The sequence below is a fragment of the Micromonospora sp. WMMD964 genome (assembly GCF_029581455.1).
GTDB lineage: Bacteria > Actinomycetota > Actinomycetes > Mycobacteriales > Micromonosporaceae > Micromonospora.
On the sequence record NZ_CP120860.1, the window covers coordinates 4832623 to 4846403 of the forward strand.

The 13781-nt window shown below is 66.4% G+C and carries 11 protein-coding genes; 2 read left to right on the forward strand and 9 right to left on the reverse strand.

Translation table 11 applies throughout. The features are described from left to right. Positions 1-102: 102 nt before the first annotated feature. Positions 103-750 carry a hypothetical protein gene (locus O7616_RS22230; RefSeq protein WP_282303751.1) on the reverse strand — a complete coding sequence of 216 codons (648 nt, stop codon included), beginning with the start codon at positions 748-750 and terminating at the stop codon, positions 103-105. Positions 751-1016: 266 nt separating this feature from the next. On the opposite strand from O7616_RS22230, the gene O7616_RS22235 reads away from it, so the two are divergent. Continuing rightward, positions 1017-2774 carry a hypothetical protein gene (locus O7616_RS22235; RefSeq protein ID WP_282303752.1) on the forward strand — a complete coding sequence of 586 codons (1758 nt, stop codon included), beginning with the start codon at positions 1017-1019 and terminating at the stop codon, positions 2772-2774. A gap of 22 nt (positions 2775-2796) precedes the next feature. On the opposite strand, the gene O7616_RS22240 is transcribed toward O7616_RS22235, so the two are convergent. Further along, positions 2797-3012 (reverse strand): hypothetical protein, encoded by a 216-nt coding sequence (locus O7616_RS22240; RefSeq protein ID WP_282303753.1) that lies wholly within the window; start codon positions 3010-3012, stop codon positions 2797-2799. A gap of 47 nt (positions 3013-3059) precedes the next feature. On the opposite strand from O7616_RS22240, the gene O7616_RS22245 reads away from it, so the two are divergent. Then, complete coding sequence (locus O7616_RS22245; RefSeq protein WP_282303754.1) at positions 3060-4535, forward strand: helix-turn-helix transcriptional regulator; 1476 nt, start codon at positions 3060-3062, stop codon at positions 4533-4535. Positions 4536-4559: 24 nt separating this feature from the next. Here O7616_RS22245 and O7616_RS22250 read toward each other — a convergent pair whose 3' ends face one another. The 7 genes from O7616_RS22250 to pglX all read right to left on the reverse strand — a co-directional run bounded on the left by O7616_RS22250 (position 4560) and on the right by pglX (position 13755). Further along, complete coding sequence (locus O7616_RS22250; protein WP_282303755.1) at positions 4560-4829, reverse strand: hypothetical protein; 270 nt, start codon at positions 4827-4829, stop codon at positions 4560-4562. 104 nt (positions 4830-4933) lie between these two features. After that, a complete protein-coding gene (locus O7616_RS22255; RefSeq protein WP_282303756.1) occupies positions 4934-6169 on the reverse strand; it encodes a WXG100 family type VII secretion target in 1236 nt (411 codons plus the stop codon). Then, entirely contained in the window at positions 6166-6474 is a 309-nt protein-coding gene (locus O7616_RS22260; RefSeq protein ID WP_282303757.1) for a type VII secretion target, read from the reverse strand. The genes O7616_RS22255 and O7616_RS22260 overlap by 4 nt, the downstream gene beginning before the upstream one ends. Next, a complete protein-coding gene (locus tag O7616_RS22265; RefSeq protein ID WP_282303758.1) occupies positions 6471-6833 on the reverse strand; it encodes a YbaB/EbfC family nucleoid-associated protein in 363 nt (120 codons plus the stop codon). The genes O7616_RS22260 and O7616_RS22265 overlap by 4 nt, the downstream gene beginning before the upstream one ends. A gap of 344 nt (positions 6834-7177) precedes the next feature. Then, positions 7178-8956 carry a DUF262 domain-containing protein gene (locus O7616_RS22270; protein ID WP_282303759.1) on the reverse strand — a complete coding sequence of 593 codons (1779 nt, stop codon included), beginning with the start codon at positions 8954-8956 and terminating at the stop codon, positions 7178-7180. A 27-nt stretch (positions 8957-8983) separates the two neighbouring features. Beyond that, complete coding sequence (locus O7616_RS22275; protein WP_282303760.1) at positions 8984-10183, reverse strand: hypothetical protein; 1200 nt, start codon at positions 10181-10183, stop codon at positions 8984-8986. After that, complete coding sequence (gene pglX / locus O7616_RS22280) at positions 10180-13755, reverse strand: BREX-2 system adenine-specific DNA-methyltransferase PglX (RefSeq protein WP_282303761.1); 3576 nt, start codon at positions 13753-13755, stop codon at positions 10180-10182. Before pglX ends, O7616_RS22275 begins: the two co-directional genes overlap by 4 nt. Positions 13756-13781: the final 26 nt, after the last annotated feature.

Sequence of the window (13781 nt, forward strand, 5' to 3'; positions counted from 1 at the left end):
GCTGGATACCGTATCGGGCCACCTACCCACTGCGGCGGCCCTGGCACCGGAGTCGCGACAGAATCGACCGTCACGGTGGCCCAGGACCAGCCGTATTGTTGATCAGGCAGCACGCGCGTCGGACCAGGCAAGGGCAAAGAGTCGCAGGCATAGGTCATACATCGGACTCGACCGCCGGAACACCAGACAGGGCGAGTTCCGGCCATGCTCGGAATCCTGGTAGACGGTCAAATAGACGACATTGTCCGTAGCGACAATCCGGCCGAGATGAGGCAGATTGTAAAGCCGCATCTGGACCTCGGTCCGACCGGTGATCCGCGCACGGAGATAGTCGATGTTCGCCCTTACCTGACGCGCCAGGAGCCCTCCGCCGAAGCCCGGGTCATGGTTGCCCACCTCCAGGTCGCGCCTGGCCAGCCAGGAGTCCGCATCGGCAACCTCAGGGTCAGGCAGCAGCAGGTCGATCTGGACCGACCTGCTACCGCCCGCCCAGAGTCCCGAAAAGCTGTCTCTCGTCAGCTCGTTGCCCCGGCTGACATAGGCGCGGACCCACCTGGCTCGCCGCAGATCATTCTCCAGCGCCCCGTTGGCCAGCGACTGAGTCGCATAGACCCGCACGACGCCGACACCTGTCAGCCGAGACAGCCAGGCGATCAGCCAGCCCCGCACCCGCTGCGAGCCGAACCAGACGGCCACCACTCCGATCAGGCTGGCCACGAGTGAGCTGAGCACTCCCCAGAGGAACTCCACGCACACCCTCCTACCTGCGGGTAACAGCTGATCCATTGCCATGGCACCAGTCTTGAACCGTCTACACTTTGACGGGTTTCATTCTCCTCGGCGACGCAAGGCCGGACAGGTTGGAAACGGCAAGAGCGGTGACCCCTCACCCCCCGAGCTTCAAGCAGTGCCGTCGCGCCGCCCGGAGGGTCCGCGAGGCACCGTTGGCGACCGAAGCCATTCGGGTGATCAGGCCGCGAGGGCAGAGCTTGCATCGCTCCCGGCCACCGCTGTCAGTGCTGCTCTACCTGGCCGGACGGGAGAGTCGGCTCGTCTGGGAGTCGGAGGATGCATTCGCCGTCGTTGAGCCGCCAATCGCCCGCGCCCAGGAGTGGTCCGAGGGGCCAAACGCCTTCCGATGGCTCGCGCTCGTCGTGCGTTGGTGGGATCTGGCGATCCTTGGCGTACCGCCAGCTCTGATCATGGCGGCGGCTGTGCCGGTCGCACTCACACCCTGGCGCAAGGTCGCACTGGTGATGTTGCTGTCGGCGGTGGCCTACGTCGCGATTCAGATGAGCGTCGGCGTCCTACGGCTGACGTGGTTGTTGATCCGTCGATTCAACTACCACCGCAGGACCGGTCGCGACTTTCTTACTGACGAATTGAGCAGCTATCACTGGGTGATAACGCTGTTACACAGCCCTCACCCCGAGGCCGTTGAAGACGTGGTGAAGCAGACCGTCAAGCGAGCCGCAGCCCTCGATGGACAACTGACCGCCGACGCTGCGTACGGCACGACCCTGCTGGCCTGTAGCACTCGCTGTGTGACCACTGCGGCCTCCCGGGAGGCGCTGAACGCGGCCCCTCAGCTCATCGCGGTTGGCGAATCCGACTGGCGGGTCACCCGTACGGCCCGGAAGGTCAGGCGGCCCAACACCAGCGCTATCGAACCGATCAGCGCGGTGCGGTTGATGATCCTGACCGCGGTCGTGGGAGTCGGCGTACAGGCCCAATTCATTGCCGACGTCGAGCGGCAGAGTTGCGAAGACGCGACCTGCCCGAGCCGGCCGGTCACGTTCCTTCAGGCAGCGGAGTGGCTACTGCACCGCCTCAGCTGGCAATCCTCATCCTTTGAGCCGGTCACCTGGCAATCCCGCGCTCTCGGTCTGGTGACTATGGCTCTGGGGCCAGTGCTGCTGGCATGCGTGATCATCGGGTTGCGGCGCCACCTCCGCTACCAGGACGAACGGAAGAAGATGATGTACGCCCACCTTGATGCGGAGCGCACAGCGCGCTCGACGGTCCTGCTGTTCGTGGTCAACGAAACCGAACGAGACGCCGTCATCGCGGCCGTCTGCGAGCAAACCGGTTGCACCGACCCGAGACCCGACCAGGTCGACCTGCACACCGTCTTCCGGCTCGGCACCCTTGGCTCGAACGACATCGTCCTTGCGCACAGCGAACAGGGCACGGTGAGTTCCCACGGGATGACGACCACCGCCGGGGCACTTCTCCAACACCTGTCCCCTAACGTGGTGATCCTCACCGGCGTCTGCTACGGCCTGAAGTCACGCAGGTACGACGGGGGTGAGCAGGAACTCGGCGACCTGATCGTCTCGACACAGCTGCGGGCGGTCGACCACCGCAAGGTGACGGTGGTGGACGGGGAGCGCCACGAGATCAACCGCGGTCCCCGGCCCGAACCTGCCATCCCGCTGCTGAGTAGAGCGCGCGCCGCGACGTACGGATGGACCGGACCCGCCGTGCACTTCGGGCCCGTACTCTCCCTCAACACCCTGCTCAACGACCCGGAGGAACGTGCTCGGCTGCAGCGCCAGGACGAGGAGGCGATCGGCGGAGAGATGGAGTTGGCTGGGCTCTACGCCGCAGCGGCCCGCACCAAGACCGACTGGCTTCTCGTGAAGGGAATCTCCGACTGGGGCCGGGACAAGACGAGCGCCCCTCAGGCGCCTGCGGCGCGAAACGCCGCGGACTTCGTCGTCCGGCTGCTGCGGCTCGGCAGTGCGGAAAGCGACCGACACGAAGGTTCCTGAGGCGAGCCGGAACTCCTTCGCATCACTGTCGGTCATTCCGCCGAGAGTGGCTGGCGGCGAGGCCGACCAGTGCGGTGACGATGGCCCCAACCGCGGCGACCGCAGCGGTTGCCGTGCCTTCAGGACCGCTCAGCGCGACCACCAGAAGCACCGCACTGGCCGACGTGCCGACTGCCAGGGTACGACCCACCACGGCTGATGGCAGATCACCCGGCGTCCGCTTCTCCGACTCATCCATCACAACTCCCAACGAGTAGCGTCCATCGCCTTGAGTGCAGCAGGGATGTGGGTGTTCAGGCACCCGGCGAGTCGTATTGCGAAACAGCCTTGCGTGAGACGCCATTCACGCAGCACAGTCGGCAGGGGCAACATCGGGGCCGACTGGAGGCCGCCATGGGTGCGGACCATCGCTGGTACGAGCTGCCGGAGGCCAGGCAGGCGGCCTCCACGGGGGACTTCGGCGCGCTGCTTCGGGTGGCACCTACCGCGGCTCGGCTCACCCTCGCGGAGGCCGGCCAGCGCTGCGGCTACTCGGCAGCGACCCTCTCCCGGATCGAGCGGGGCCGCCAACCGCTGACCGACGTCACGGTGTTGCGTCGCCTCGCCGAGATATTCGACATTCCGCCGGAGCTGTTCGGACTCGCGACTGGAGACGGCCGCAGATTCAACCGTCTCGGTGGCTCACTGGATAGGGTGCTCGATGAAGAGCCATCGCGCGAGGCGGGAGATGGTCCGGTGCGACGACGTGACGTGCTCGGCGGCCTGGCAGGCATCGTGGGCGCTGCCATTCCCGTGACGGATGACGGACCGGCTGCGATGCCCGGCCGTGTCGTCAGCAGCCTGGAGGACGCACTCCTGGGGAATGCGCCGGCCCCGACCGGCCCCGTCGACACGGCTCGGTTACGTGCGGCGCTCGGCACCGCCTGGTCCGACTTCCACGCCTGCCGTTACGCCCGATTATCGTCACGGCTGCCAGGGCTGGTATCGATGGCCACGTCTGCGCACAGCATCGCCAACGTCGACGATCGGCCAACGACGGCCTGCACCTTGGCCGAGACTTATCACCTGACCACGCAGGTGCTCATCAAGCTGCATGAGGACGGCATGGCGTGGTCGGCCATGGACCGGGCCCGCCAGGCGGCCCGGGAAGCCGACGACCCACTCCTGACCGCCGAGACGGCGCGGATCTCCGCCATCGTGTTACGACGCTCCCGGCACCGGGTCCGGGCAGAGCAGACGGTGGTCAGCGCCGCCCAGGCCCTCGACGCGGCGACCGGGTTGACCTCGGTTGAGCAGGGCTGCGCCTACGGACGACTGCTCGCGACAGCGGCATACACGGCCGCTCTTTCGGACCGCCGTGCCACCGCTTGGGAGCTGCTGTCAGAGGCGGACGAGGCCAGCCGCCGGGCCGGCGCGGGCAGCGGCTTCGCAGGGGTGGACGTCGCGCTCTACAAAATCAGTGTCGCTCGGACACTGGGTGACTTCGGTGCGGCGGTCCAATACGCCCGTGCACTGCGTCCGGAGCGGTTGGGCAATGTGGAGCGGCGGGCGCGGTACTGGGAGGACGTAGCGTTGGCCCTGTTCGGCCGCGGCGCGCATGCCGAGGCGTACCGGGCGCTACTGGCCGCGGAGCAGACGGCTCCGCAGGAGGTCCGATATCGGCCCTGGGCTCAGCAGCTCACCGGCGCACTGCTCAGCGTCGACCGCCGCCAGACACTACCCGGCCTCCGTAGCTTCGCCGCCCGCACTGGCGTCACCTGAACGCGACAGCACGAACCACGCTGGTCAGATTCGGGGATGTGCGTCCTCGATGCGATCCGCTTGGACATACGCGAGGAAGTCCGCCTGTTCGCTGCGAGACAGCGCCTCGAACGCCGCGTAGGCGCTCGCCCGCGCATGCGCAGTCTCCGTCGCCAACAAGCCGATGATCGCCGCCCAGGCGAGGGAGACGAGGTGGAATGCCCGGTCTTCACGCAGGGTCGTTAGCCGGCTCAGCTGCTCAAGCCGCCTGACGGCATCGTCGTCGGCACTCGCCCGGTCGACCAGCTCAAACACCGCTTTGCCCCGGTACGGGCCCCCGCTAGCGGCCAGGTCCGCCAAGTCTGCGTTTGACATCTGCCGAACGGGTGGGACCGGAAGATTCGGCGGGGGCGGTACGGTCACGGATCAACTCCGAAGATTCTCGAATACTCTTCGCGGATTGCCTGGTTCAGGCGTTCGACGGACTCGTGGTCACCAATCGAGTTGGCATAGTCGATTTCCCTCTGGTACGCCCGCACCTCGTTCTCATACCGCACGACCGGGTCTTCGAACCAGCCTCTCATGCCCGCCCAGCCGGCAGCCTGGTCGTCGCGCAGGTGCTGCATCTCGTGCAACAGCGCCCCGTACGACGCGTCGGGGTCGAGGACGAGTTGGCCGGGGCGGCCCGGCCCGGGGGCGGGACCGTAGGCCAGCGCACCTGGGCGGAAGGTGATCTCGACATCCAGGGCCCGGGCCTCCTGGATCGCCGCCTCCCACTCCTCGGGGTGGGTCTGTCGCGCCGGACCCCACTTCCGAAGCGGATCGGCGTCGGCGTGAAACAGATGGGTGCCACGATCAAGCGCGTCTGGCCGCGCAACTCCCCCCGGCGTGCTGCCACGGACAAGGGCCTTCAGATCCGCGATGAGCTGCTCGAGACGCCGCAGGATGGGCGCCAGCCGGCGCAGGCTCTCGATCAACCCGTGGAGCAGTCGGGCGATCCGGGCTACCCACTTGCCGGCGAGGGCGGTCACCTGCGTGATCACCCAGGGGGTCGCCAGGCCCAGCGTCAGCCCTGCCTCGGCCAACCACTCCCAGAGCCGCACCGCCAGCACCGACACGAACTCCGCGATGAGGTCACGAACCAGCCCGCGGACCATGGCGACGAGCAACCCGGCGCCTGTGGTGATCTCCGCCATGGCATCCGCAGCCCTGGTGAGCGCGTTCATTGCGGCGGTTTGGCGGTCACTGTTCCTGCGGTACGCGTCGGCCGCGGCACCGCTCCAGCCCGCGATCTGACTGCCGACCATGGCGCTGAAGTCGGTGCTCGCCTCGGCCGTGGCCTTGGCGACGTTGCGCCAGGTCTGTGCGTACGCGGTGATCTGATCTGGGTCGCCGGCCAACTCGTCCAGCGCGTCGGACAGCGGTTTGACGTGCTCGATCAGCCAACCAACTCCCCACGCGACCAGTTGCCCGAGCGGATCCGTGACGAAGGCGAGGGCATCCATCGAGGTCGCGACACCGCCGATCGCGACATCGATCCAGCCACCGGAGGTGTAGCCCGCCATCAGGGCGTCGATGTCCTCCGCGATGAAGACGCCGCTGAACGCGGTCGTGCTGTCCTGGCGGGCGGCGATCAACGGGGACGGCTGGTTCACCACGTGGCTCCATCGAACCGGGCGGCTGCGCGTTCGTCACCCCGCTCATACCGGTCGGATACCGCACGCAACCCGTCAGCCGCCTCCTGCAACGCCCGAACCGTCTCGCCGAAGCTGTCGATGGCGGCCTCTTGCGTTGGGTGAAGCAGGCTGGGTATCAGCTGGCACAGCCGGCCGTACGCATCGCGGCCCAGCCCGATCGAGGACGCTGCCCGACGGCACTCGTCGATCGCGAGGGAGGTGTCGTCGACGGCCGAGGCGTGGACCCGCAGCGACTGGGAGTCGACTTCGAACCCGCCGGTCACCAGCCATCCTGTCGCCGCCGAGAGCGAGCATCATCTGAACTCTCAGGCGGCTCGGGGAACCGCTCGGTGTAGCTGGCCACCACAGCGCGGCCGGTCTCCGAAGCCTCGCCGACCGTCCGGGCTGCCACGTCGGCAACCGCCTCAGCGAGTTGGGCCTGCGCCAGCCGCATCGTGTTCATAATCTGCTCAGCGATCCGCGCGGCGGCCCAGCCCTGCACCCGATCACTCAACCGCAGTTCGGTGACCACCCCGGTGGCGGCGACGGTGACCCGGACCGCGCCGTCGGCGCTCGTCGCGGAGACGGACAGGTCCGCCACCTGTCTCGACATCTCCTGCGCCTGAGCGGCGCGTTCACTCACCGAGGCAGACCAGGAACGCACCCAGTTCTCAGCCGCGTCCGCATCCATCACCGCTGTTCACCTCCCCGATTACCGCAACGCCTCGCCCAACTTGGTGAGCCCATCTCGGGCGTGGAGATCGTCGACCTCACCGGGGCGGTCTTCAAGCTTGCGCTTGGCGGCACCGATCTCGCGGTCCCACTCTATGACGTGCGATGCGACCGAAACACGCCCGCTGATGGTCGTCGACTCGGCGACGCCGGTCAATCAATTGCCGCCGAACAAGCCACGGGTCGACCACAGGCGCGTCAAGATTCCGCGCTCCGATCAAGATGGCTGGCTTCCCGCCACGCCGGTGACATCCGTCAATCGTCTGCTCCTAGCGGCTCCTCCGCGCCAGTCCACGTTGTGCCCAGCAGTTCGGCGAGACGTCGGCCGAGGAGTTCGTGGCGGCGTTCGCACCAACCAAGGTAGTCATCCAGCGTCGCCGGCAAGTCGGGCAGCGCGTTCAGCTGAAGGTACGCCTGGTAAGCATCGGCGCTCATGGTGGCCCGGGCCCACTCATCGGGGAGGCGATCCTTCTTCGCGATGTTCTCCGGGCCTTCGAGCAGTTGAAGGTTGGCGAGGCTGTCCCGGTACCAGGCAGCCTCGTCGAGTTCATGGTCAGTGAACAGGTGGCTCTTCTTGAGCTTCTGGGTCGTCAAATGCGAGCGCGGGAATACGTGGTCGACGTGGTGGACGTTCCTCGTGTTGACATGTGGGAAGAGCATCGCCAGGACGGGGAAGGTGCCGACTGCCCCGTACTGCCAGTGCATGAGTTCCTCGACCTCCTCAGGGCTGAAGGTCAGTGCCTTGCCCCGGGCCGCCATCCGCGCTTCCAACTGCTCCACCGGGAACGCGTCCGCGCCATGCTTGTCGATCACGTCGCGCAGCTCTCGGAGGAGGGTGTCCAGGCCGGATCCCCAAACGCCAGACTTCAAGAGGCTGCGGATCACCCATGACCGGATCGCGGAGCGGTCCTGGCGCTCCGCCGGACGGTCACGGTAACGCTCGTCCAGACCACGTCGATGGACGTAGTAGGCGATCGGGATGAGAACGCTGTTGGCGGTCAGGGTGGCCGAGGACAGACCGAAGTCGCCCAACAAACCGGCGGCGACGGTCAGCGCCGAGCTGACTTCATCCCACTGCTTCTCCAGTCGAGCCATGTTGTCCCGGTTGAAGTTGCGTACCTTGAAACCCACGTCCACGACACCGGTGAGCATCAACCCGCTCTTCAACACCACGTCCTTGCTGAACCAGAAGCGCTGATCCGGCCCGTTCAGGGCGTCTACCAGCGACTGAATCTCCTTACGTGCATCGCGCGTGTCCCACTGAGCGGTGGCGATGCTGAGAAGGAGGTCGCTCTGCGAGAGAACCGTCCCACCAGAGTTGACCCGGATGAAGATGTCCAGAACCTTGTCGATGTCCTGGCTGGACTCCTCGTAGAAGTGAAGCGTGTGGTTGCTGTGGATGGCGCTGTACAGGTTGCCGATCACCGAGGCAGCATGCCCGTTGTTACCGAGCCCATGTGAGGCCAGCACCCCCATCAGCGCCCCGAGGTTCGCCATCTCGAACAGCTGGTAGACCGGAAACCAGTAGGCAGAACCGTCTGCTGGCTGGGTCACCGGCTCCGCCAGCATCCGGAAGTCGTGCTTCATCCCGCGGTCGTTCTCGCCCGCGTCGCGCAGCACATTCAGGTACAACTTCCTGCGGGGGAACGATTTGGCCTGGTCGCGCCGACCGTAGCGGACCCTGCTCGCGTAGGAGCCGCGCAGAGCCATGTTCAGGGACGTCAGTCGTTGCTGCCCGTCCAGCACCGCAACCACCGCCTGCCCGCTGGGCAGGTCGAGTTCTCGGCTGTGACGGCTGTCCTTCTCGTGATATTCGCGCATGAACTCATAGAACTTGAACTGTGCGGACGTCTCTGCCTGCACCTTCCAGGACAGGAACGACCCGATCGGATATCCGCGCAGGATGCTGTCGAAGAGGCGGCACATCTGGTCGTCGTTCCAAACGAACGAGCGTTGGATCGCCGGCAGCACCAGCTCCCGACGCTGGATCTTCTGCACGGCGTCGGCAATCGTGATCGCGCTCTGGAAGCCCATGAGGAGTCCTCTCTGAGTCGGAGGTGGTCAGGGTGCCGTGGGGCCGGCCGTCATCGCAGTGGAGTCCAGGGATTGCCAGGCGACGTTCTCGTCCGCAGCGACGAGGATGATCCCGTTCTCCGCACACACCTGCCCCCAGCTCCGGTCGTGCACGTGGGTCACCAACAGCACGGCCGTGACCGGCACGCCGAGGATGGCCAGTCGGTGCCGATATTCGAGCAGCTGCCCCAAGCCGAGGCGAAGCTGCTCGGTCTGGTTGCCGTCGACCAGGCTCTTCACTTCGGCGATGAACTGCCGCCCGCTGGCGTCGCGCCACGCCACGTCAACGTTCTGGCCGCGTAGGCCAGCGCCAGCCTGCAGACCCGTGCGGCCGAGACGCTCGATCAATTCGCGGCAGAGCCGATCGTGCTCGCCCAGCCCAGCCCGGTAGGCGTCCGCGTCGAACGAACGTTGCCTCGGCAGCACAGCACTCGCTGCCGCCCTCGTATAGGGGCGATCAAAACCGCGTTTCTCTCCTGAGGCTCCATTGACACCGACAGGTAGTGCTTCGCTGGCGCCCCAGGCACGCGCGGCGACCTCTGGACGATAGTCCTGCTCGAATGAGAAGCCCCTGGTGGCCAAGCGAGCTGCCAACATCCGGGCAGCCACCATGACGGGTGGTTGGACGAGCAACCAGAGCGCGGTCTCCACATCCGGGCAACGGACCAGGAGCTTCTCATCCTCAAAGGTTTTGGTCGTGTCGACCGGCATTTCAATGCCGCGTTGCTCCCACTCGTCGTCGCTCAGGGCACCGAAGCTCAACGCGGAGTGAAGCGGAGCCAGTGCCAGCCGGAGTCGCACCTCGTTGCCGCGTTCGTTGAGGCGCAGCAGGGCGACCGGGCCGACGGTGAGCCGAAGTCGCCACCCGCCGTCCTCCCACCTTCGAGACAGCAACCAATGCTTGCCCGCCGTCGCCAGCGGCTCCGGTACCGCTCTCCGGAGGAACCAGCCGGCCAAAACCCACGACAGTTGCTCCCGCTCACCCAACCCGTCACGCCAGTCATCAGGCGTGGGTGCCGGCGCGGGATGCAACGCGACAGGCGTGGGAGCACCGAAAACCCACCTGGCCACCTCGGCGGGGTCGGCGTGCTGCCAGAGGCGGGAGCGACCGCGCCCGGCCAGGAGAACGGTCAGTGTGCTGACATCACCCGCATCCCACCAACTGGCTGTGCCTTCGCCCGCCGTCACACTTTGGCCTTGCGGCCGCGGGTCGCTTTCGCCGGGCGCCACGAGGTCAGTGCCTCGTCGGTGAGGTGCAGCCGGTTGGTGGTCTCGGCGAGGAAGCCCTCGTAGATGTCCGCGGGCGACGCACCCCACTCCGGGTCGAATTCGCCGTGCCACTGGCGTACCCAGGGAAGCATCTCGCGCAACCCCGCGACCAGCGGCAACAGCCGGTCGTCGGCCCAGCCGTCCTCCTGCTCGCGGGCCACGATCAGGGTGGCCAGGGCCTGGGCCTGCTCGCGGTGGTCCCAGCCGGCCCAGCCGACCAGCAGCGACGGATCACCGTCGCGGCTGGCACCGGGGTACGAGACGAACCGCTCCTTGGGTACGTCGAGCTTGCCCCGGTGCTTCCAGAAGCTGCTCTTGAGGAAGTCCGCCGAGGTGTACTTCGGCGGCACCGGGATGCCCTTGCGGAACTCCCGCTTCGCCGCCTCGTCGGGCAGCGCGTCCTCCTGCCGCTGCAGGTCCCACACCTGCTCCCAGTCGGCGCGCTTGACCAGGCCGCTGTCCTTGTAGCGCAGCGCGGCCAGGTGCGGCACATGCTCGTCGGCGACCAGGTCGGCGATGACCTTGCCGAGATCCTGACCGGGCGCGTAGAGGTTGGCGACGGTGAGCACGTCGTCGTCGCGGCGCAGCTCGTCGGCGAGCTGCGCGGTGGTCAATGGGCGTGGCTGTTCGAGGCCGTCGACGTGCTGGTACCACAGCTCCCGGGCCTCGCACCGGTCCAGCAGCCAGTCGCGCAGCGCCTTCTGCTGCATGGCGTCCCAGCCCTCGGTGGCCCAGCGCCGCTTGCACTCCGGTCGCTCGATCAGCCCGATGTTGCGGTTGCCCTCGATGACCGCGATCCGCCGCTCCACGATCGCCTTGTACTCGTCCGACCAGTGCGCCGGCAGCTCCGTGATCGGCGTCGACTTGTGCCGAGCGAACCACTGCGTCTCCGCCTCACCGGCGGCCACCTTGCGAGCAAGCACGATCTCGAACGCCCGCTGTCCGAGACTCAGCATCGGCGGCCGGACGTTCTCCGGGGCGGTGAGATCATCGTCCAGCAGCCCGTACAGCGAGTAGACCTGCCAGTCCAACTCCTCCTGCAAGGAGATCATCTGACCCCGTGTGATGTGCCATTCGTAGGCGGCAGGGTCCAACCGTTCACGAGTGGGCACACCGGAGGCCGCGACCGCCGCCGGGCTCACCGCGGCAAGCCGCTGCGCCAGGCCGTCGATCTCCCGACTGAATTCAAGCGGGTACGCCGACGGCAGCGGAAACCGTTCGACATTGGTTCCGTTGAACTGATAACTCCACGACCACGGCTGGTCTGCCTCGCCCCCACCAGATCCGGCGCTCCCGCCCTTTTTCTGGCAGACCTGCTTAAGCCAGAAGCAGGCCGTCGCACTGTTAAGCATTCCGAGCAGTTGCAGGTGCTCGTCCTCGGTCGCCCCGTCGGGCAACTTGATGACGGGCGCAGTTTGCTTAAATACCTTACCGCCGCGATCCAATACGAAATGGTTATGCGTGGCGACCTCAGCAAATGAAATTGACAGAGGGGTCCGGTAAGCGGAAGCGGTGTGCTGCATATAGTCCCACCACCGAAGGCCCGCATCCTGCATGTCGCCATGGAAGGTTCGCCGCTCTTGCAGGAGACGCCGCCACCGCCACAGCTCATTGGCCAGCCCTGCCTGCCCCAGAGAGGGATCGTACGGATACCAGATGGCGTCCTCGGGGTCGGCGTTCCAGTCACGGACGGTCTCTCCAACCATGAGCGGCCGCAGCGCGGTTGGATCAGCCATCGTTCTGGATAGACCGCGCAGAGGACGCGCAAAGACTTCATCAGCTCCCGCACGGATCGCTCGCCCGACCGGCGCTTCGATCTCCCTTGTAAGGGTCTCACCCGTCGCAGCCTGAATCGCCTCGCAACAACCTGCGGCACCACCACCACCAAGACTCCAGGGATGACGGCCGAGTCGGCGGCGCTCAAGGTCGGCGACGCTGATCCACTCGCTCTCCGATCCGGGCTGGTCCACCTGTTTGAGGATGGCCTGCCAGACATGACCCCAACTCGGATCAGCCGGCGCGCTTGGCTCACCTCTGATGCCCATCACTGTCCGCACCAATTCGGCTCGCTGCCCTCTGCGCTGCCGGCCCACCAGGATCACGGTCGGCGTGCCGTGACCGGGGATGTAAGCGCCTGAGGTGTCAATCACATGGGTCAGATCGGTCTCGTGCGCCAAATAGTCCTCAATCAGCTTCTTGCCGAACTCCCGCTTCACGAAGGAGTTGGCGGTGATCTGACCCACATAGCCAGCACCCCTGCCGTCGGCATCGGCCGCCTTAGTCAGGCCGAAAAAGCGCTGCGCGAACGGCACGGACAGGGCGTACGTGCCCGCACAAGAACTGTAAATCTCACGGTACAGCTCGTTTAGTCGCTTGTCCTTCACGGTTATGTAGGGCGGATTGCCGACGACGACGTGGTAACGACCCTCCTCGAGGATCCCCGGATGGTCCTGCACATCCTCGGTGCTGTATTGGAGATCAGCAACTTCGTCGGAACCGTCCCCGAACAGGTGAAGCTGACGGGCCTTGATAAGTGAATCGCCGACCGCGAGGTGCAGCGGGAAGGCGGACCCGGCCGAGTCGATAAGGGTCTTAACACCGCAGTTGCGGAGGGCGGCGGCCAAAAGACGGAAGCGGGCGATGGCTACCCCGAACGGGTTGATGTCGACGCCGTGGACGGCGTCGAGGGCGAGGCGAACCCGCTCATGGGGGTCACGGTTGGGGGCGTGCTGCTCCCATTCTTTCAGCAGGCGGTGGAACGCGCCGAGGACGAAGTGGCCTGAGCCGCAGGTGGGGTCGATCATCTTGACCACGTCGTGGCCGAACTCGGCGATCGCCGGGGTCAAGGTCAGGTCGAGAATGAACTCCTCGACGAACTCCGGCGTCTGGAGCAGAGCGTAGGTCTTGCGAGCCGCCTCGGAGAGGTCCTGGTAGAGGTCGCCGAGGAAGCGGGTGTCCCACTCCGGGTCGGTGAAGTCGTGCACCAGGCCGCCAGCCTCGCCACGCCGACGCCAGAAGGCGATGAGGTTCTTAGCCTCGTCGTGCGACAGCGGGATCTGATACAGCGGGTTGTGCCGCTTGTCGAAGAGCGACCTGCCTGCCTGGGTGCTGGCAATAGCGTCGTAGCCCTGGTGCAGCCAGTCGCGGAGCGTCTTGTCGGGCTGGTTCCGGAAGAACTGCGCCTCGGCCTCCTCGGCGAGGACCAGGCGGTCCCCCGGGCCAGCCAGGTAGGGGTCGGGCAGCAGGCCGTTGTCCTCGCAGAAGCGCACGAAGACGGTGCCGAGCACCCAGGCGACGGCGGCCTGGGTTACCCGCTCGTCGCGCCACGCTGTCCAGGTGGCGGCGGTGCGTCCGACCTTGAAGGCGTGGTCGTACTCGCCACGCAGGCGGAGGCGCACCTCCTCGACCGACTCGGCCTGCTCCCGCAGGTCCTTTTCCAGGTTCTTGACCTGCTTCTGCAGGTCGGACAAGAGCAGTTTCCGGTCGATCACGCGCCGACTCTAGTCGTCCCGTGGAC

Bases quoted from the DNA above. Each gene is read 5' to 3' on its own strand.
- O7616_RS22240 (WP_282303753.1), bottom strand. From the start codon at position 3,012: ATGGATGAGTCGGAGAAGCGGACGCCGGGTGATCTGCCATCAGCCGTG.
- O7616_RS22270 (WP_282303759.1), bottom strand. From the start codon at position 8,956: ATGGGCTTCCAGAGCGCGATCACGATTGCCGACGCCGTGCAGAAGATC.